The organism is Dactylosporangium sp. CA-233914 (genome assembly GCF_050942935.1).
GTDB lineage: Bacteria > Actinomycetota > Actinomycetes > Mycobacteriales > Micromonosporaceae > Dactylosporangium.
The window spans coordinates 12,124,228-12,144,423 of sequence record NZ_CP192030.1; the positions used below are offsets into that span (position 1 = coordinate 12,124,228).

The 20,196-nt window shown below is 72.9% G+C and carries 15 protein-coding genes; 6 read left to right on the plus strand and 9 right to left on the minus strand.

Going from position 1 to position 20,196, the window contains the following annotated elements:
- Positions 1–183 precede the first annotated feature (183 nt).
- Positions 184–840: a response regulator gene (locus tag ACQPY0_RS54090; RefSeq protein ID WP_432980159.1), complete on the minus strand. Its 657-nt coding sequence runs from the start codon at positions 838–840 to the stop codon at positions 184–186.
- On the minus strand, positions 837–2,117 hold the full coding sequence (locus ACQPY0_RS54095; protein ID WP_432980162.1) for a sensor histidine kinase: 1,281 nt from the start codon (positions 2,115–2,117) through the stop codon (positions 837–839). Before ACQPY0_RS54095 ends, ACQPY0_RS54090 begins: the two co-directional genes overlap by 4 nt.
- A gap of 158 nt (positions 2,118–2,275) precedes the next feature.
- On the opposite strand from ACQPY0_RS54095, the gene ACQPY0_RS54100 reads away from it, so the two are divergent.
- The 3 genes from ACQPY0_RS54100 (at position 2,276) to ACQPY0_RS54110 (ending at position 6,080) form a co-directional block, all read left to right on the plus strand.
- Complete coding sequence (locus ACQPY0_RS54100) at positions 2,276–4,510, plus strand: PspC domain-containing protein (RefSeq protein WP_432980165.1); 2,235 nt, start codon at positions 2,276–2,278, stop codon at positions 4,508–4,510.
- On the plus strand, positions 4,507–4,752 hold the full coding sequence (locus tag ACQPY0_RS54105; RefSeq protein WP_432980168.1) for a hypothetical protein: 246 nt from the start codon (positions 4,507–4,509) through the stop codon (positions 4,750–4,752). The genes ACQPY0_RS54100 and ACQPY0_RS54105 overlap by 4 nt, the downstream gene beginning before the upstream one ends.
- A gap of 113 nt (positions 4,753–4,865) precedes the next feature.
- A complete protein-coding gene (locus tag ACQPY0_RS54110; protein WP_432980171.1) occupies positions 4,866–6,080 on the plus strand; it encodes a phosphatidylserine decarboxylase in 1,215 nt (404 codons plus the stop codon).
- Between the two features lie 211 nt (positions 6,081–6,291).
- On the opposite strand, the gene ACQPY0_RS54115 is transcribed toward ACQPY0_RS54110, so the two are convergent.
- The 5 genes from ACQPY0_RS54115 to ACQPY0_RS54135 form a co-directional block, all read right to left on the minus strand.
- Positions 6,292–7,257: a CDP-alcohol phosphatidyltransferase family protein gene (locus ACQPY0_RS54115; protein ID WP_432995816.1), complete on the minus strand. Its 966-nt coding sequence runs from the start codon at positions 7,255–7,257 to the stop codon at positions 6,292–6,294.
- A 292-nt stretch (positions 7,258–7,549) separates the two neighbouring features.
- Positions 7,550–8,263, minus strand: coding sequence for an NUDIX hydrolase (locus tag ACQPY0_RS54120; protein WP_432980174.1), 714 nt, complete (start codon positions 8,261–8,263; stop codon positions 7,550–7,552).
- A gap of 5 nt (positions 8,264–8,268) precedes the next feature.
- Positions 8,269–9,204, minus strand: a complete 936-nt coding sequence (locus tag ACQPY0_RS54125) for an NUDIX domain-containing protein (protein ID WP_432980177.1) — start codon at positions 9,202–9,204, stop codon at positions 8,269–8,271.
- A gap of 61 nt (positions 9,205–9,265) precedes the next feature.
- Positions 9,266–10,819, minus strand: coding sequence for a glutamine-hydrolyzing GMP synthase (guaA, locus tag ACQPY0_RS54130; protein ID WP_432980180.1), 1,554 nt, complete (start codon positions 10,817–10,819; stop codon positions 9,266–9,268).
- On the minus strand, positions 10,816–12,471 hold the full coding sequence (locus tag ACQPY0_RS54135; protein ID WP_432980183.1) for an FAD-dependent oxidoreductase: 1,656 nt from the start codon (positions 12,469–12,471) through the stop codon (positions 10,816–10,818). The genes guaA and ACQPY0_RS54135 overlap by 4 nt, the downstream gene beginning before the upstream one ends.
- 77 nt (positions 12,472–12,548) lie before the next feature.
- Between ACQPY0_RS54135 and ACQPY0_RS54140 the strand changes: the two genes are divergently transcribed.
- Positions 12,549–13,799, plus strand: coding sequence for a hypothetical protein (locus tag ACQPY0_RS54140; RefSeq protein ID WP_432980186.1), 1,251 nt, complete (start codon positions 12,549–12,551; stop codon positions 13,797–13,799).
- A 3-nt stretch (positions 13,800–13,802) separates the two neighbouring features.
- Here the strand turns inward: ACQPY0_RS54140 and ACQPY0_RS54145 are convergent, their stop codons facing one another.
- Positions 13,803–15,062 carry an ABC transporter substrate-binding protein gene (locus tag ACQPY0_RS54145; RefSeq protein ID WP_432980188.1) on the minus strand — a complete coding sequence of 420 codons (1,260 nt, stop codon included), beginning with the start codon at positions 15,060–15,062 and terminating at the stop codon, positions 13,803–13,805.
- A gap of 344 nt (positions 15,063–15,406) precedes the next feature.
- On the opposite strand from ACQPY0_RS54145, the gene ACQPY0_RS54150 reads away from it, so the two are divergent.
- Both ACQPY0_RS54150 and ACQPY0_RS54155 read left to right on the plus strand, forming a co-directional pair.
- On the plus strand, positions 15,407–18,115 hold the full coding sequence (locus ACQPY0_RS54150; protein ID WP_432980191.1) for a nitrate- and nitrite sensing domain-containing protein: 2,709 nt from the start codon (positions 15,407–15,409) through the stop codon (positions 18,113–18,115).
- Entirely contained in the window at positions 18,112–18,531 is a 420-nt protein-coding gene (locus ACQPY0_RS54155) for a roadblock/LC7 domain-containing protein (RefSeq protein WP_425556692.1), read from the plus strand. The genes ACQPY0_RS54150 and ACQPY0_RS54155 overlap by 4 nt, the downstream gene beginning before the upstream one ends.
- Here ACQPY0_RS54155 and ACQPY0_RS54160 read toward each other — a convergent pair.
- Positions 18,528–20,183, minus strand: coding sequence for a substrate-binding domain-containing protein (locus tag ACQPY0_RS54160; protein ID WP_432980195.1), 1,656 nt, complete (start codon positions 20,181–20,183; stop codon positions 18,528–18,530). The genes ACQPY0_RS54155 and ACQPY0_RS54160 overlap by 4 nt on opposite strands.
- Positions 20,184–20,196: the final 13 nt, after the last annotated feature.

The window sequence follows — 20,196 nt, forward strand, 5'->3', positions numbered from 1 at the left end:
CGCTGCGAATGGGCGCGAGCTGTGGTCGTCAGCCGCATCGCCGAGCGCGCCGCCGCAGGTGCCGACCGAGCCTCACGAGGTCGGGGCACGGCGGCCGCCTGCTGACGATGGAGGCGGGCTCGCGGACTGGTCCGGGTTCACGCGGCCGGCGAGCGAGGGGCGAGCCCCGGCGGGCGCCCGAAATCAGACCAGGCGGCGATCCGCGGCCCAGCGGGACAGCTCGTACCGGTTCGACATCTGCAGCTTGCGCAGGACGTTGGACACGTGGGTCTCGACCGTCTTGATGGAGATGAACAGCTCCTTGGCGATCTCCTTGTACGCGTAACCGCGCGCCAGCAGCCGCAGGACCTCCCGTTCGCGGTTGGTCAGCTGGTCCAGCTCCGGGTCGGCCACCGGGGTGTCCGGGCGGGCGGCGAACGCGTCCAGCACGAATCCGGCCAGGCGCGGCGAGAACACCGCATCGCCGTCGGCCACCCGGCGGATGGCGTCGGCCAGCTCGTCCGGCGAGATGGTCTTGGTGACGTAGCCGCGGGCGCCGGCGCGGATCAGGCCGATCACGTCCTCGGCGGCGTCGGAGACCGAGAGAGCCAGGAAGCGCACGTGGGGGTGGCTGCGGCGCATCGCGTCGAGGACCGCGCGGCCGCCGCCGTCGGGCATGTGGACGTCGAGCAGTACGACATCGGGCTCCAGCCCGGAGATCTTCTGGACGGCCTCGGCGACGCCGCTGGCCTCGCCGACGACGTCGACGTGCAGGCCCAGTTCGGCCCGCACGCCCGCCCGGAACATGGCGTGGTCGTCGACCAGGAACACCCGCAGGCGTTGGCTCTCTTCGGTGCTCATCGTTCTCCGCTTTCGCTCTGGGCGGCACCCTGAGCCGCGTGCTTGCGGCGCCGGGCCTCCGTGTCGATCGGCATGCTCAGGCGCACCTCGGTGCCCTCCCCCGGGGTGCTGCGGATCTCCGCCTTGCCGCCGTGACGCTGCATGCGCAGGACGATCGAGCCGCGCACGCCGTGACGATCATCGTCCACGGCGGACAGGTCGAAGCCGGCGCCCCGGTCGCGGACGAAGACGCTGACGCAGTCGGGCTCGACCTCCGCATAGAGCGAGATGGTCTGTACCTTCGCGTGCTTGGCGGCGTTCACCAGCGCCTCGCGGGCGGCGGCGACGATCGCGCCGACCTTCTCGTCGACGTCCACGTCACCGACGACGACGGTCTCGACCGCGACCGCGAAGGTGTCCTCGACCTCGGCCGACGCCTCCTCCAGCGCCGCGCTGAGCTTCTCCATCGGCGAGGCCGCCGGCTTGTACAGCCAGTTGCGCAGCGTCCGCTCCTGCCCGCGCGCCAGCCGCTGGACCTCCTTGACGTCGCCCGCGTTGCGCTGGATCAGGGCGAGCGTGTGCAGCACTTGATCGTGGATCATCGCGGCGAGCTCGGCCCGCTCCTGCTCGCGCACGCGCGCCTCGCGCTCCGCGCTGAGCTGGGTGAACATGCGGTACAGCAGCGGCGCCAGCGCCAGCCCCACGCCCGCCAGCGCCACGGCGGCGAAGCCCAGTCCGTAGCCGATCGAGGAGAACGGCACTCCGCGCAGCGGGACGCCGACCACGAAGACGCCGATGATGCCCGCGACCACGAGCAGGCCGCCGCCGACGAAGCGTACGAGGTACGACTTGCGGTTGTTGTCCATCACCGAGCCCAGCCACGGCATGCCGGGAACGGTCGCCGACCAGCGCTCGCGGCGCTTCGGGTCGGCCTGGTGCCAGATGATGCCGGCGCCGAGCGCGATGATCGCGGCGAGCCAGCCGATCACCGCCTCGACGCTGCCGTCGGGCTGCACCATCAGGCGCAGGACCACGATGCCGACGCCGAGCGCGAGGAACGAGAAGAGCTGGTTGACGTTGCGCCCGCCGCCGCGCCCGTGCGGCTGCATCGGCAGGACCGCCCAGAACGCGGCGTAGAGCAGCGCGCCGAGCCCGTTGAACGCGGCCAGCACCACGAACGCCACGCGTACCAGCACCACCGACGCGCCCAGGTGGGCGGCGAGGCCGGCCGCGACGCCCCCGACGACCCGGTCGGCGGGCTCGCGGTAAAGGCGGCGGACGGGATAAGGGCTGGTCATGAGGCTCGTTCCTGCTCGGGGTCCGGATTCGGTACCTCAGATCGTCACACGAACGGCGACGGCCGGACCACTCCCAACGCCCCGGAGCCGCAGAATCAGGGTGGCGTCAGGGTCGATGCCTGAGGCGGGTGTGCATCGGGTTCGCGAACATTGATGACATGACGAACCCGCCTGCCGCCCCCGAGCCGGCCCCCAGCGCCGCCGCGGAACCGGCCGCGGAGCCGGTGCCCGCCCGCACGCCGCCCGGCCCGCACGCCATCGGCGCCGACAACGCTGCGACCGGCAAGAACACCGATGCGACGACCGAGCCGACCCCGGCCGGGCACGATCCGGCCGCGGAGAACGCGGCGAAGGCGCACGACGAGCCGCGCTTCGAGGCCGACTACGCCCCGCCCGGCGTGCCGGTCACCCTCGACTGGCCGACGTCCGACACCGCGGCGTCCGGCTCCACGTCCGAAGCCACCACGGAGAAGCTGTCCACCGATTCGCCAACTTCGAGCGACATTTCCGACATTTCGGAAATGTCGCCTAGGGCTCCGGGTGGAACCGGAGCAGGAGCGGGGGGCGCCACGCTCGCCGAGGATGCGGGGGGTGCCAGCGGGAACGAGCCGCGCCGGGAGGAGCCGGCGGCGGTCGGCGGTGTGACGGGGGGTGACCGGGGGGAGTCGGTTTCGGCTGGCGGGCAGTTGCCGCCCGAGGCGCCGCCGTTCGCGGCCGCGCCGCCTCCGCCGCCCGGCAGTGTGCCGCCTCCGCCGCCCGGGCCCGGTGACGTGCCGCCTCCGCCACCGGGCGGAAATCCGCCACCGCCGCCGTTCGGGAGTGGAGGGCCGTTCGGGCCGGCCGGGTTCAACCGGGCGCTGCTCGTACGGCCGCTGCAGGGGCGATACGTGGCCGGCGTCTGCGCGGCCATCGGACGGGCCACCAACACCGACCCCACCCTGTGGCGGGTCATCTTCGCGGTGCTGACGCTGGCCGGTGGGGTGAGCATCGTCGCGTACCTGCTCGGGTGGCTCCTGCTGCCCGCCGAGGGCGACACCGGCTCCCCGCTCGAGGCCCTGCTCGGCCGCGGCCGGTCCGGGACCTCGGCGCCGCTGGCGATCGTGATCGGGGTCGGCGCGGTGCTCGCGTTCCTGCTGGTCATGTCGCAGAACTTCGGCGCTGCCGTGGTCGGGCTCGCGGTCGTGGTCGGCGTGGTCGCGCTGGTCGTACGCGGGCAGGGTAACAACCAGCAAGGCGGACCCGCGGAGCCGTACGTGCCGCCCGCGGTGCCCAACCCGGCGCCGGGGCCGTTCGCGACCGCCGGGGCGCCGTTCGGCGGGCCGGCGCAGTTTCAGTCGCAGCCGCACGGGCCCATGTCGTTCGGGTCGCCGTCGTTCGGGCCCGTACCGGCGCGCCCGCCGGCGCCGGGGGCCACGCCACCCCCGCCGCCGGGGAACATGACCACGACCGCGGCACCGACCGAGCGCAGGGACTACGAGCCCACCAGGGGACAGGAGACGACGCAGACCGTGCAGACCGCGTACGCGGCGGGCGGCGACCTGGCGCCACAGACGCCACCGGGCCCGCGGCCGCCGCAGCCGGCCCTGCTCCCGCCGTTGCCGCCCCTCCCTCCGCTGCCGCCGCTGCCGGGCACCGGAGCGTCGGGCTACCGGCCGCCGTTCGCGCCGCACGGTCCCTACGCGACGAGCAGTCCCTATGCGGCGAGCCTCGGTGGGTATCCGCCGCCGCCGGGGGTGCCGATCTCGCCGTACCCGGGGCTGACGCCGGCCCCGCCGCCGAAGCCGCCGAAGGAGCGCTCGAAGCTCGGCCGGATCACGTTCTCGCTGATCCTGCTCTCGCTGGGCATCCTCGCGGTGCTCGAGGTCACCGTGGCGGACTTCAAGGTGAGCACGTTCTTCGCGGTGCCGCTCGCGATCACGGCGCTGGGCCTGATCACGGGCGCGTGGCTCGGGCGGGCGCGGGTGCTGATCCTGCTCGGCGCGCTGCTGAGCATCGCGCTGGCGATCGCGACGGCGGCGGGCGCGCCGGTGCCGCACCGGACCGAGAGTATGAGCATCGCGCCGACGTCGGTGGATGACCTCTCGCCGCGGTACTCCACCGACATCGGCAACATCAACGCCGACCTGACCCGGGTCGACTTCACCACCGCCGAGACGCCGGTGCAGGTCACCTTCCGGGTCGGGGCGGGCAATATGACGATCAGGGTGCCGGAGAACGTCGACGTGACCGTCGCCGTGCACATCCAGGGCGGCGACTGCAATGTGTTCGGCAACGACTGCAGCGGGTTCAAGCAGACCAGCACGTTCACGGATCTCGGCACCGACGGTGCCGGCGGGGGCAAGCTGGCGCTGAACCTGGACATGCAGTGGGGCAACGTGGAGGTGTACCGGTGAAGCCACACCGTCTGGACGGCGTCTCACTGACGTTCGGCCTGATTTTCCTGGGGATCGTGGTGGTCTGGCTGTTCAACCAGGCTGTTTCGGTACACCTCAATGCGGGCTGGATCGTGGCCGTCGGCCTGATCCTGTTCGGGGGGCTCGGCCTGGTGGGGGCGCTGCGCTCCGACAAACCGTCGGAGCGCAGCAAGGCCGGGGGCAACGGTGACGCGCCGGACTACGACCTGGACCTTGACTAGGACGTACGGGCTCGCACCGGCACGGAATATGCTGGCCGACGGGGTTCGCCAACCCCGTCGGCCGGCTTTTGACTTTCCCGACTTCCCTGACTTCTCTGAGGAGCCCTTTCGAGATGACCCAGACCCAGATCGGTGACCGCGCCGCCCGGGTTCTCGCCTCCGAGCTCGCCCGCCACGGCGGCCCCAAGACCGGCCTGGTCATCGGCGCGCCCGCCGGCTCCCCGGCGCTGGCCGCGGCGATCGACGCGCTGCTGCCCGAGGACCGGCTGACCGTCGTCGCCACCGGCCCCGGCAGCGCCGCCGCCCTGCGCGAGCACGTCGAACGCCAGGGCCGCTGGGTCGCCGAGCGCACCCGCGTGATCGAGTCGATCGACGCCGCCGAGCCCGCGGACGTCGTCGTCCATGCCGAGGCGCTCACCGGCAGCGCCGAGGATGCCCGCGAGGTGCTCGCCGGCCTGACCAAGCTCGTCGCCGACGGCGGCGTGCTGACCGTGGTCGTGCCGGCGACGCGCCTGCCCAGCGGGGCCGCGGACGAGGTCGAGCGGCAGGCCGCGCTCTACGGCGTCGGCAGCGATCTGGTCCTGCGCAACGTCCCGCCGGTGCGCGTCCACCGGCTCCGGCACACTCCCGCCGACCACGCCACGGCGGCGAACCTGCTGCCGGCGACGCGGCCCTCCAGCGTGCCGCTGACCCGGGGCATGAACATCGACTCCAACGGTGTCGCCGCGGCCGGCATCGCGCTGGGCCTGGCGGCGCTGGCCAAGGCGGCCCGGCCGAAGTCGAAGCTGTGGCTGGTCCCGGCCCTGGCCGCGGCGCCCGTGGCGGCGTTCTTCCGCGACCCGCAGCGCGACGTGCCCGAGGACCCCAAGGCCGTGGTGGCCGCGAGCGACGGCAAGGTGCTCGGGGTCGAGCGGATGTTCGACAAGCGCTTCGGCGAGATGGAGTTCCTGCGCGTCGCGGTGTTCCTGTCGGTGCTCGACGTGCACGTCAACCGGGCGCCGGTGGCCGGCAAGGTCGTCGACTACTTCGTCGAGGACGGCGGCTACGCGGCGGCGATGAAGCCGGAGGCGGAGCACAACGTGGCGGCGTACACGCTCCTGGAGACCGCCCACGGGCCGGTCGCGGTCGTGCAGCGCACCGGGCTGATCGCACGGCGGATCGTGCAGCGGGCGCCGATCGGGTCGCTGCTGGCCAAGGGCGAGCGGTTCGGTCTGATCCGGTTCGGATCGCGCACCGACGTCTACCTGCCGGCGGACAAGGCGACCCCCGAGGTAGCCCCCGGCGACCGGGTCGTCGGCGGCCAGACGGTCATCGCCACCTGGCACTGATCCCGGCACGCTCCCGCCGGTCGGCCTGCGACGGCTCCAGCCGCAGGCCGGGCGGCCGGCCGGGACATCCCCGATTGAGTCCGGCAAAACGGGCGAACGCCGAGAACGGGGCGTAGATCGCATATTGCGGCGGCGAACGGCCGGTTCGCCAGGAAAGTCCAGGCAGACGAACGGCCCCGCCCTGGTGGGCGGGGCCGTTCTCGGCTTGGGCTCAGGCGACCTTGTTGCGCTGGCGGAGCCAGATCAGGGGGCCGCTGATCAGATACGCCAGGACTACCACGACGAAGGTGAGGCGGTAGTTGACCAGGGCGCCGATCACCGGCAGCACCAGCAGCCACGGCGGCAGCTTCACCAGCCCGGCCAGCTTCGCGTAGGGGAAGCTCGACACCATCGCCAGGCCCAGCAGGGCCACGCCCGCCACGCGCAGCGCCGGTGGCATCGCCGGGGCGATCAGCGTGCTCAACGCGAGCACCGCGGCGCACATCGTCGTCGGCACGCCGCAGAAGAAGCGGCCGTCCTTCGGCGAGACGTTGAAGCGGGCCAGCCGGATCGCCGCGGCCGCCGCGACCAGGGCGCAGGCCGGGATCAGCGCCGCGGCGGGGGCCGAGCCGTTGAGCCAGGCGTAGACCACGACCGGTGCGGCCAGGCCGAACGAGCACATGTCGGCCAGCGAGTCCATCTGAGCGCCGAAGGGGCTGGCCACGCCGAGGCGGCGGGCCAGGAAGCCGTCGAGGCCGTCGAAGATGACGCAGGCGATGAGCAGTGAGGCCGCCACGCGCACGTCGCCCTGGTTGACCGCGATGAAGATCGCCGACAGGCCGAGCATGAGGCTGCTCAGGGTGCAGGCGTTGACCAGCGCGAACCGGACCCGCCGGGCCAGCGTGCGCTCACCGGGCAGCAGCGGGATGGCAAGCGGGGCCGGCTCTTCGGAAACCTCGGGAGAGACCTGCGGCGCCGCGACCGCGGGGCTGACCGGGGCGATGGACGCGGCCAGGTCTCGTGACAGTCCGTCACGGCGGCGCATCCGAAGGCGGGGCAACCGGACCCGGCCGGTGCGGGTGTCGGTCTCCGCGGGGGGCACGAGCAGCGAGGTCGCGCCGGCGACATTGCCGTCACCGCGGCGTCCGACGCGTCCGGCGAAGAGCACCTGGCGGGCCAGGGAACCGCTGCGCCGCAGCCGTCCCGCCCATTGCCGTCCGCCACCGGGGCGCGGACTGTCCGAAGTGCGTCGTCGCTGCCAAGGTGAGCTCGGCACTGATCCTCCATGTAGGAACGAGGTTCCCACGGTCGCGTTCTGGGGGCCTTCGGCCCGCGGTGTCCGTTTCGCGAGAGACCGTCTCGCGATCTACACGATCGCATATCGGGTCGCGGTTGGCGATGCCTCAGGAAGGAAACCGCCATCTAAGGCGAACCGTGGAACTACTCAGTGTAGTTTTTTGTTAACCTCTAGTCCATTTTAACGAGGGCGGTCACTCCGCCGTCGCGGGTAGTGAAGCGGCCCATTGAACCACCTCGGTCACGGCCAGGCCAGCGAGCTCGGCCGGCTCGAACCAGGCCGCCGCCGCGGTCGACCCGCCGGCCGCCTCCGTCACGCTCGGTGCCGACGGCTCCGGCACCAGCACCCGGTAGAGCGCCCGGACCGCGTGCCAGTTCATCGGATACCCCTCCGGGCCCACGAGCCCCTGGCTGCACCGGTGGGTCACCCCGAGCAACTCGACGATCCGCCCGCGCTGCCCGGTCTCCTCGTACAACTCCCGCAGCAGCGCCTCGGCCGGCTGCTCGCCGACGTCGGTCCCGCCGCCCGGCAGGTGCCAGCGCCCGGCGCCCGGGAACCCGCGCGCGATCTCGGTCAGCAGGACGCGCCCGGCCAGGTCGGTGACGAAGCCGTACGCCGCGAAGCGCTGCCCCTTCGGCAGCTCCGACTCGGCGGCGGACTCCTCCTCGCCCAGGACCGTCGCCGAGTCGGGCTCGACGTCGAAGAGCACGCGATCCTCGTGACGGTCCGGCGAGATCAGGGCGAGCACGTCGCGTACGCCCGAAACCGCCACCGACACCCCGGCGCTCTCGCGGAACAGCCGGACCACCGCGGCCGCCGGGTCCTCCCCGTGCCGGATCGGGCCGCCGATCTCGTCGGTCGCGCCCGGCAGCCGCCCGTACACCGTGATCACCCGTGTCCGCGTCATGGTGATCAGCGTAGGCCGACCCCGCGCAGGGCCTCCTCCGTCACCTCCGTCAATGGCAGCTCGTCCAGCTCGTCCGGGTCGAACCAGCGCGCCTCGGCGGTCGAGCCACCGACGTCGTGGATGACCGGGCGGCTGGAGCGGGGCACCTGGACGCGGTAGAAGGCGCGCACGCCGTGCCAGTCGATCGGATAGCCCTCGGGGCCCAGCTGCGCCGCGTCGCGGTGGCTGGCCACGCCGAGCAGCTCGACGATTGTGCCCTCCTGGCCGGTCTCCTCGGCGAGCTCGCGGATGAGGGCGACGCCCGGCTGCTCGCCGAAGTCGGTGCCGCCGCCGGGCAGGTGCCAGCAGCCGCCACCGGGATAGTTGTCGGCGATGCGGGTGAGCAGGACCCGGTTGCGGCGGTCGGTGCAGACGGCGTAGGCGGCGAAGCGCTGCGCGCGGTGCAGGCCGTCGGGGCCGGGAACTGCGTAGAAGGACGGAACCTCGGGGACCCCGTCGGGGCGGATGTCGGCGGTGGCGTCGGGCAGGCCGAGCGCGTCGGCGGTGAAGCGGCGCAGCGGCAGCTCCTGCGCCTCCTCGAGGGTGACCCAGCGGGCCAGGTCGGTCGGCTGGCCGACCCGGTCGCGCACCACCCCGCCGCGGACCGTGACCTCGTAGATCAGCCGGTCGGTGTGGATGGTCAGCCCGCGCGCCGGCAGCGCCCGCATGTCGGCGAGCACGTCGCGCAGGTTCACCACCGCGACGGACAGGCCGGTCTCGGCCGCGGTCTCGCGCACGACCGTGTCGACCGGGTTCTCACCGTGGTCGACGGCGCCGCCGGGCAGCGACCAGGCGCCGGGCGTCCCGGACTTGGCCGAGGCCCGCACCAGCAGGTAGCTGTCGCCGTCGGCGCACACGCAGTAGGCCGCGATGCGCCGCAGCGGCGTTAAGGCAGGAGTCACGTCGATAAATTCTCCGGCTTTATCAACCGGTGACAAGACCAAGTTCCGCCTGAAGGGGGATTCATTCCCATTCAATGGTGCCCGGCGGCTTGGACGTAACGTCCACGACCACGCGGTTGACCTCCCGGACCTCGTTCGTTATCCGAGTCGAAATCTTCGCGATGAGCTCGTGCGGCAGGCGCGACCAGTCGGCGGTCATCGCGTCGTCGCTGGAGACCGGGCGAAGGACGATCGGGTGGCCGTACGTCCGGCCGTCGCCCTGCACCCCGACGCTGCGCACGTCCGCGAGCAGCACCACCGGGAACTGCCAGACGCTGCGGTCCAGCCCCGCGGCGGTGAGCTCCTCGCGGGCGATGAGGTCGGCGGCCCGCAGGATCGCCAGGCGCTCCTCGTCGACCGCGCCGATGATCCGGATCGACAGGCCCGGCCCCGGGAACGGGTGGCGCATGACGATCTCCTCGGGCAGCCCGAGGGCCGCGCCGATCTGGCGCACCTCGTCCTTGAACAGCGTCCGCAGCGGCTCGACCAGCGCGAACTTGAGGTCCTCGGGGAGCCCGCCGACGTTGTGGTGCGACTTGATGTTGGCGGTGCCGGTGCCGCCGCCGGACTCGACGACGTCCGGGTAGAGGGTGCCCTGGACCAGGTACTCCACGTGCTCCTCGGCGTCGACCTCGCGTGCGGCCTGCTCGAAGACCCGGATGAACTCGCGCCCGACGATCTTGCGCTTCTGCTCCGGGTCCGTCACCCCGGCCAGCGCGGACAGAAAACGTCCGGACGCGTCGACGACCTTGAGGTTGATGCCAGTGGCGGCGACGTAGTCCTTCTCGACCTGCTCGGCCTCGCCCGCGCGCAGCAGCCCGTGGTCGACGAAGACGCAGGTCAGCTGGTCACCGACGGCCTTGTGGACGAGTGCCGCGGCGACGGCGGAGTCCACGCCGCCGGACAGCGCGCAGAGGACCCGCTTGCCACCGACCCGGGACCGGATCGCCGCGACCTGCTCCTCGATGATGTTGTTCGAGGTCCAGGTCGGCTCGATGCCGGCGATGTCGTAGAGGAACCGGCGCAGGACCTCCTGGCCGTGCGGGGTGTGCGCGACCTCGGGGTGGAACTGCACGCCGGCCAGGCGGCGGGCGGTGTCCTCGAACGCCGCGACCGGCGCGCCCGGCGAGCCGGCGGTGACCGTGAAGCCGGCCGGGGCGGCGGTGACGCAGTCGCCGTGGCTCATCCAGACCGACTGCTCGGCCGGCAGTGCGCGCAGCAGCACCCCGCCGGCGCCCACGATCGACAGCGGGGTGCCGCCGAACTCGCGGTTGCCGGTGTGGGCGGCCTCACCGCGCAGCGCGACCGCCATCGCCTGGAAGCCGTAGCAGATGCCGAAGACCGGCACGCCGCCCTCGAACAGCGCCGGGTCGACCTGCGGCGCCCCCTCCTCGTAGACCGACGACGGGCCGCCCGACAGGATGATCGCCGCGGGGCGCTTGGCCAGCATGTCGGCGACCGGCATCGAGCTCGGCACGATCTCCGAGTAGACGTGGGCCTCGCGCACGCGGCGGGCGATCAGCTGTGCGTACTGCGCGCCGAAGTCGACGACGAGCACGGGCGGCGGCGTGGTCATGCTCGAAAGCCTAGTCGGAGTGCGGCGGGTGCCTCCGGCGGGACGGCGGGGCGTGACGGAGCTATCGGCGCCACCGGCAGGTAGGGTGCGCCCAGGTCGGGGCGGGGGTCGGGCTCGCCCCGGTTCGGCCACATCGACGCGGCCCGCTCCGCCTGCGCGGCGATCGTCAGCGACGGGTTCACCCCGAGGTTGGCCGAGACCGCGGCGCCGTCCACGACGTGCAGCCCCGGGTGGCCGAAGACGCGGTGGTACGCGTCCACGACCCCCGTCGCCGCCGAGTCCCCGATCGCCGCGCCGCCGAGGATGTGCGCGGTGAGCGGGATGTTGAACACCTCCGACCAGCCGCCGCCGGGCAGGCCGCCGATCTCCTCGGCCAGCAGGCGTACGGCCCGGTTGCCCGCCGGGATCCAGGCCGGGTTCGGCTCGCCGTGCCCCTGCGTCGTGCTCAGCCGCCGCCGCCCCGTCCACGAGCGCTTGTAGTGCACGTTCAGGGAGTTGTCCAGCGACTGCATGACCAGCGCGATCACGGTCTTGTGCGACCAGCGGCGCACGGAGAGCACCCGCAGATGGCGCAGCGGATGGCGCAGGAACACACCGAACCAGCGCAGCGGCCGCCACGGCCCGCCGTCGGTGAGCACCGTCTGCAGCAGCCCCATCGCGTTGGAGCCGGGGCCGTAGCGAACCGGCTCGATGTGGGTGTTCGCGTCCGGGTGGAACGAGCTGGTGATCGCGACGCCGTCGGTGAAGTCGACGCCCTTGCGCAGCGACCGCGCGCCGACGATCGACTCGGAGTTGGTGCGGGTCAGGGCACCGAGCCGGGGCGAGATGCGGGGCAGGACGCCGTCGGCGCGCATCCGGTGCAGCAGCCGCTGGGTTCCCAGGGCACCGGCGGCGAAGACGACCTGGCCGGCCTCGAACGCCTGCCGGCGCCAGCGGCGGTCGGTGCCGCGGGTCTGCACGACATAGCCCGCGTCCGCGGGGCGCACGGTGGTGACGCTCGTCAGGGGGTACACCTCGGCGCCCAGCTCCTCGGCCAGGTAGAGGTAGTTCTTGACGAGCGTGTTCTTCGCCCCGACGCGGCAGCCGGTCATGCACGCCCCGCAGTGCTCGCAGGAGCTGCGCACCGGCCCGGCGCCGCCGAAGTAGGGATCGACGCCGGAGCGGCCGAAGTACACCCCGACCGGCGTGGCGTGGAAGGTCTCGCCGACACCCATGCGCTCGGCGACCTTGCGCATGGCCCGGTCGGCGGCGGTGGTGCGGGCGTAGGTGGCGACCCCGAGCATCCGCTCGGCCTGGTCGTAGAAGGGCTCGAGCTCGGCGCGCCAGTCGGTGATGTCCCGCCACTGGGGGTCGTCGTAAAACGGGGGCATCGGGCGGTACAGCGTGTTGGCGTAGACCAGCGAGCCGCCCCCGACCCCGGCGCCGGCCAGCACGAGCACGTTGCGCAGCATGGTGATCCGCTGGATGCCGAAGCAGCCCAGGGCCGGCGCCCACAGGAACCGGCGCGCGTCCCAGGAGGTCTCCGGGAACTCGTCGTCGGCGAAGCGCCGCCCGGCCTCCAGCACCGCTACCGAGTAACCCTTCTCCGCCAGGCGCAACGCGGTCACGCTCCCGCCGAACCCGGAGCCGATCACCACGACGTCGTAGCGCATGCCCCATAGTGACTCACGAGTAACTTACGGGGAAGCCCCTTCGGTTTCGGTGGTCATTTGCGGCAGACTGGTCAACTATGGCGAGACTTCCGGGCGGGCTGGCGGTCTGGCGCGCTCGTCGGCTGCTGGGCGGGCCGGCCTCGGCGGCGCCGCTCCCGGCCCTGCCGGCCGTCGACGCGGGGCAGCACCCGGCACTGCACTCCGTGGTTCTGGACGCACTCAAGTTCGCCGACGTCGCGCCGCCGCTGTCAGTACATCTCGGCGGCCCCGCCACCGTGCGCACCGACGGCGGCGTGCTGATCGTCGGCCTGCCCCTGGTCTGGGGGCTCTCCACCGACGAGCTGCGCGCGCTGCTCACCCACGAGCTGACGCTACCCGCCTCCCGCCACCCCGACCTCGTCCGCGACCTGCTCAACGCCCGCCGCGCGGCGCCGGCCTCGGAGCGCTCCGCGGCCCGGCACGCCCGGCTGCTCGCCGCGACCGAGTCGCTGCTGGCCGAGGCCGAGCAGGTCCGCGACGCGGCGGCGATCACCGCGGCCGGCGGCGGGCTCTCGGCGGTCGAGGACGCGGCCCGCGCACTGCTCAAGGCGGCCGCGATCGGCGCCGCGTTCGCAACATTCGCCGCGGCCCCGCTGGCCTCCGGCACCCTCTCGGCGTTCAGCACCGGCTCCCTGCCGGTCACCGGGCCGATCCAGGCCGAGGATCTGCACGCCGGCTGGCGGCTGCGGCTTTCGCGCTGGGGCGCCCCGGCCGTCGCCGCGGAGACCCTCCACGCGGAGCTGGCCCGGCGCCACCCGGGCCTGGCCGAGGAGCTGCGCACACCGGGCAGCGGCCCGCTGGTGCGCCTCGACCCGGACGCCGTCACCCTCGATGAGCTGAGGCCGGCCGCCTTGCGGGCCCTCGCCGCCGAGGCGCTGCCAACCGCGACCGGTTCCTGGGTTCGCCTGGCGGACCTGCCGGTCGAGTCCTACCTGACGGACGTCGAGCGGCGGGCCCGGCAATACGTCGAGGCCGTCCACGAGGTGCTGGGCCGCCCGCCCGACGGGCGCGACGAGCTCGCCGGCACCCTGCTGCGCCGCCCCGTGGACGTGGAGCGGGCCCGGCGCGGTCTGCCGCCCGGCGTCGGCGAGGACGACCCGGCCGCACCGCCGTGGATGGGCGCGGCGCTGCTCGCGGTCGTGGTGGAGTACGCGCTGCTGCGCCGGGGCTGGCAGCGCGAGCACCCGCTGCTGCCCCGCCGCCTGAGCGGCCCGGCCGGCGAGGGCGTGCTGGACCTCAACGAGCTGGTGCGCAGCGACCCGGGTGCGCTGATGAACTACCTCGGGTGAGGCCTAGAGGTTCAGCGCCGGCGCGGCCGCGAGCTCGGCGGGGTGGACGACGAAGTAGCCGTTCGGCGCCCGCTGCTCCACGATGCCGGCGGCGAGCTGGTTGACGCCGTTGCCGTCGAAGCGGACCCCGTTCCACGGCATGATCGTCTGCGTGGCCGGGATCGTCACCTGCTGCACCGCGTTACGGACGGCCTGCTTGGAGTAGTCGACGGCCTGGTCCATCGCCATCGCCATGACCAGGGTCGCCATGAACGCGTTCGCGGCGACCTCGGTCAGCTTGGTGTGGAAGGCCTGCTCGAACATCGCCCCGATGACCTGCGTGATCGGGTTGCGGGCGGCGAACTCGCTGGACCAGCCGGAGGCGCGCAGGGCGGTCGGGTTCTTCACCCCGTCCAGGGCGGCGACGGCCGGGCCGATCGCGATCACCGAAGCGGTCCCCTTGACCCGCACCGCCAGGTCGTTCGCGGCCTGCGCCTCGGCCGGGCTGGTCACGATCGCGAGCACCGCGTCGCCCTTGACCACCTGGCCGTCCGGCTGGCCGGCGTTGGCGCCCGACAGCGGCACGATGTGGTCCTTGCCGGCCACCTCGTAGCCGACGGCCCGGCTCAGGTCCTCGATCGAGGACTTGAGGCTTGCCACCTCGTCGCCGAGCGGGCCCTGCGGGGTGCCGGCCGCGGTGACGATCCGCTTGATCTGCCCCGGGGTGTCGCGCTGGCGGTAGAGCAGGTCCAGCGCGGTGGTGACCTCGCGCCGGTCGCTGGGCTGGATGCGGAAGTGCCCGATCCGGTTGAGGTCACCGAAGGTGTCGGAGGTGCTCAGCGCGTCGACCAGGGAGACGCCCAGCAGGTCGGTGACCCGGCCGGCGGGCAGCGCCACGTCGATGCGGTCGGCCACCACGATGCCGAGCGCGCCGTCGTCGACGAGCTTGCCGGCCTCCTTCTCCACTTTCTCCGGCGCGCTCTCGGTGTTGCCGGTGAGCAGCGTCAGCCTGGTGCCGCTGCGCAGGCCGACACCGGCGCCCAGGGGCAGCGGCAGCGGCTTGGTCGGCAGGTCGCGGTTGACCACCTCGATGGCGAGCTTCGCCCCGAGGGTGGCCTGCTGGCCGAGCTGCGCGTTGGCGCCGCTGGTCGGCACCAGCAGCCCGATGGCGACGGTCGCCGGTGCCCTGGGTGCGGGATCCGCACCGCCGGTGCAGGCCGACATGAGTAACGCCAATGCCGACACCAGAGCGATCACGGCGGGCCGGAAGCCCCGGGTGAGCACGGCGAATGACTCCTCGTGGCGAGCGGTGACGGGTGGCTGGGCGGACGGCCGTATCCTTCCCCTCTGATCAATGCGTAGCAACCCCGGTGTCCGGCTTCGAGTATTGTGACCTGCGCCACTATGACCCGGTTGGACACTGGTCACAACCCTGGTTTGATAAGGGCCGCACGCTGCTCAGGCAGCGCGATGACGCATGCGAAAGGTGTGGAGGGGTGCAGACCTTCGCTTCGCCGCCTCCCACGAGGGCTCCGGCCGTCGTGATGAAGGTGAACAGCCATCGCCGCAGGCGGCCGGGGGAACCGCAGCGGCGCAGCGCATCCCTGTTCAGGGTGCGCGACTGGCGCGTGCCCACGAAGCTCGCGGCCGTCCTCGTGCTGCCCGCCGTCGCCTTCCTCGTCATCGCCGGTGTCCAGATCAACATCTCCGTGCAGGACGCGGCGAAGCTGGATCAGTTCGCCCAAGGGGTCAAGGTCGGCCGCCAACTGACCGATCTTGTCCACCAGTTGCAGCTTGAAAGGGACCGAACGGTCGGATTTCTCGCCAGGTCGACCACCGGCACGCCGCGGTCCGGTCCGAATCCGGCCGCCGACGATCTCGCCGCGAGCCAGGCCGCGACCGACGCGGCGCTGCAGGCCTTCTCCGAGCAGGCCCGCCCGCTGCTGCGCAACCCGATCTTCAGGGGCACCCAGAACCGCATCACCGCCGACTTCACCGACCTCGGCCTGGTCCGCGACGGCGTGGCGCACCGGTGGCTGCGCGAGGAGGCCGTCTTCCAGCAGTTCTCGGTGACCATCCAGCACCTCTTCGACCTGGTCCCCGACCGCCCCGACATCGGCGGCGACTCCCAGTCGGTCGCCGAGGTCTCCTCGCTCATGGACCTCGCCCAGTCCAAGGAGCTCAAGGACCAGCTGCGCGGGCGGATCTTCGGCGCGGCGAGCGCCGGCAAGTTCGCCCCCGACGACTTCGAGACGTTCTCGGAGATCCAGGCGCGGCAGGTCGCCGCCGTCGAGCGCTTCCGCTCCTCCGCGAGCCCGCGTCACCTCGCGCTCTACGACCGCAACCTGCGCCAGTCCGCCGTCTCCACCGTCGCCCGGCTCCAGCAGGACATCATCTCCCGGGCCCGGGGCGCGGCCGTCGGCGTCTCGGCCGAGGACTGGTGGCGGGCCAGCACCCAGGAGCTGGACTACGTCCGCAGCATCGAGAAGGAGATGCTGGAGGACGCGATCAAGGGCGCCGGCGACCGCAGCGCCACCCAGCGCACCAACGCGGTCGTCGCCACCTCGGCGATCGTGCTGGTCATGCTGCTGGCGCTGCTGCTGTCCTGGCTGATCGGCCGCTCGATGGCCCGCTCGCTGCGCCAACTGCGGGCCCAGGCCCTCGACGTGGCCCAGCACCGCCTGCCCGAGGCGATCCAGCGCCTGCGGACGCTACCGCGCGGCGAGACGGTCACCGTCGACACGACGACCCGGGTGCGCTCCTCCGACGAGATCGGCGAGGTGGCGGACGCGTTCACCGCCGTGCACCGCAGCGCCGTCAGCCTCGCCGTCGAGCAGGCGGTCATGCGGCGCAACGTCAACTCGATGTTCGTCAACCTCGCCCGCCGGTCGCAGACGCTGGTCGAGCGCCAGCTGCAGCTGCTGGACCAGCTGGAGTCCGCCGAGACCGACCCCGAGCAGCTGGCCAACCTGTTCCGGCTGGACCACCTCGCGACCCGCATGCGCCGCAACGACGAGAACCTGCTGGTCCTCGCGGGCAGCGAGGCGACCCGGCGCTGGGCCCAGCCCGTCTCGCTCTCCGCGGTCATGCTCGCGGCGATGGCGGAGATCGAGCAGTACGCCCGCATCCGCCACGACGTGTCCAACGACATCTTCGTCGTGGGCCACGCCGTCTCCGACATCGTCCACCTCTTCGCGGAGCTGCTGGAGAACGCCACCACGTTCTCTCCGCCCGACACGGTGGTGACGGTGACCGGCTGGCCCGCCCAGCAGGCCCGCGAGGCGACGATCGTGATCGAGGACAAGGGCATCGGCATGACCGAGTCCGGCCTCATCGAGGCGAACGAGCGCGTCTCCAGCCCGATCGCCATCGACGTGGCCGCCTCGGAGCGGATGGGCCTGGTCGTGGTCGGTCACCTCGCCGACCGGCACGGTGTCTCGGTGCGGCTGACCGCGACCGACGAGGGCGTGACCTCGTACGTCACGCTCCCCGCCCGCCTGCTGGCCGCCCCGCCGGACGGCGTCGGGCTCTACGGCAACAACGCGGGCAGCCGCCTCGCCGGCGCCGCGCGCCTGCCGATCCCCGTCGACGGTGGCACCTCGCAGACCCCGCCCGGCCCGGAGCCGGCGGACACCCCGACCGCGGTGCTCCCGGCGCTGCCGGGCCGCCCGGCCTCGACGGCGGAGCCCGAGGAGGACGCCGCCGGGGACGTGCCCGCGGTCGCCGCGCCGCCACTGCCCGAGATCCCCGACCTCGTCGAGGCGGCCCCCGTCTCGGCCTCCCCAGTGTCCCCGGCGCCAGTGTCCCCGGCTCCGGTCTCGGCCGCGCCGGTGTCGGCGGCTCCGGTCTCGGCCGTGCCCGTCTCGGCGACGCCCGTCTCCGCGACGCCTGGGCCGACGCCGCCGACCAACGGCGGGCCGGTCAACGGGGCCAAGCGTGGCCCGGCCCGGGCCGAGGACATCATCGACGCGGCGTCGCGGGGCAACGAGGCGCCCACCCCGGCGGCCGCGAAGGGCACGCGCTGGTGGTCACGCGGCGGCGCCGGCGGGGCGCCGGCCCCGGCCCGGGTCATCCCGGCGCAGCGCCAGCCGGTCATCGCGGGCACGAGCAGCGCCGGGCTGCCGATCCGGGTGCCGCTGGCGCAGCTGCCCGGCGACCCCGACGAGCCGGTGCCCGCGCCGGAGGAGACGCAGTCGGTGACGACCCCCCAGACGGAGCCGGACCCGGCCAGCGTGGGCAGCATGCTCACCCGGTTCTACAGTGGCGTGCATCGGGCCGCGAACGAGGACGAGGTGCCCACGGTGCCGATCAACGAACATCGAGGGAGCACGGCGTGACCCTGAGCCAACAAGCACGGGACCTGAGCTGGCTGATCAACGCGTTCACCGAGCGGGTGCCCGGCATTGCCCATGCTGTGGTGGTCTCCTCCGACGGCTTGCTGGTGGCCGTCTCCGACCATCTGCCCCGTGACAGCGCCGATCAGCTCGCCGCGGTCACGTCGGGTCTGGTGAGCGTCACCAGCGGCGCGGCCCGGATTTTCGACGGCGACGAGGTCAAGCAGACCGTCGTCGAGATGGGCCAGGGCTTCTTCCTGGTCATGTCGATCCGGGACGGGTCGATCCTGGCCACGCTGGCCGGCCGCGAGGCCGACATCGGGGTGGTCGGTTACGAGATGGCCCGCCTGGCCAAGCAGGCGGGCGAGATGCTGACCCCAGCGCTGCGTGCCGAACTGCAGCAGGCGCTGCCCCGCTAACCGCCGATCAATGTCAGGGTGAGGGTGCCCGAGTAGCGTCCCGTCGGGGACGTGTCGGGCATCCACAGCTCCATCCGCGCGCCGAGCGGCTGGGTGCCGAGGCCCGACCCCGCCGGGGCGGCCCCGAGCATCTGGCCCTCGCCGAGGCCGGGACTGCCGACCGCCCGCATCCCGGGCGCGACCGTCCCGCCGATCGTGACCGTACCCTCGGCGTCGCCGCCCGGTCCGGCCTGCGGCACCCAGCCGAGGTCGTGGGCCGGAATGCTCGTCTGTTCGCTGGTCATGTCGCTCATCCGGCCGACCAGCTGCCAGCCTGGCTGCGCGGGCCGGGTGTCCACCACCGAGACGCCGGCCAGGTCGCCCTGGAAGACCCAGGCGTGCCGGTGCCCGGTCGGGTCGGTGCCCTGCGCCGGGTGGCCCGCCGCCGTGGCCGGGTCGACCTGGGTCAGCGTTACCCGGCTTCCGGTCGCGACCTGCAGCGTCAGCGCGCCCGCCCACGGCTCGGTGTCGTTCTGGCCCGCGATCGGGATGTCGTTCTGCGGGACGGGTGCCGCGGGGGTGATCTCGTCGAGCAGGTCGCGGCCCAGGTTGGACGGGTCAAACGTCGGGTTGTCGCAGCGGGAGAGGTCCAGCGCGCTCAGGTCGACCGCCGGATCGGCGTCCCGGAGCTTGCTGAGCTGGTCGAACGTCTGGCGGACCAGGTTCAGGGGCAGCGGGGCGTAGCCGCGCGAACTCAGGCCGGACTGGCCCCGGCACACGGCGCCGGCGAGGAAGTCCACGATCGTCTGGCGCTTCGCCGTCGTCATCCGCGGGTCTTGCGCATCGGTGCCGGTGGGCAGGATCGCCGAGGTGTAGCCCGCCACCGGGTACGCCCGCGGGTCGTTCGCCCCGGCCAGCGCGAGGCTCGTGTTCTGCCAGTTCGGGGGGATGAAGCGGCCGAAGGCGTTGCCGATCGCCGCGACCGGGTAGTTTATGTCGAGCGCGTAGGACAGCGGCACCACGCCGATCGCGCCGTTGCCGCCGGCGCTGAGGACCGAGTTCATCACGCTGTCGGCGCCGAGCCGGGGGACTACGGGTCCCTGCTGCGGGAAGTAGGCGGTGGGCACGAACGGGTGGTAGAGATCCGGATGGTTCTCCGCCAGATAGCTGCTGAACTGCAGCGATGCGCCGGACTCGGTCGCCTCGACGACGGGGATGATCGGCAGCGCGGGCAGCGGCTGGCCATTGTCGGCGGTGATCGCCGGGTCGCTCCAGTTCGTGATCTTTCCGGTGAAGATGCCGGCCAGGGTGCGGCCCGACAGGCGCAGGTCGCGCTTGAGCTTGCCGTCGATCATCAGGTGATACGGAAAGCCGACCGCCGTGCCCGCCACCGGTGCGTATACGTAGGGCCGGGTGACGGCGGGGTCGCCGACCTGGCCGAACGGCACGTCGGTGGCGCCGAAGTCGCTGATCCCGTTGGCAAAGTCGCGCCGGCCGGTCTGCGAGCCCAGGGCTGTGTACGAGACCTGCAGCCCCGTGCCGGACCCGGCGGCGATCCAGGTGTTGACGGCATTGCTCAGCCAGGACGAGCCGGTGCCCTCGATCCGGGCATGGTCCGCCGCCGGTGCCAGCAGTGTGGCCGACGCGACGGCCAGCGCGATGATCCCCCGCATGGCCCGATTCCAA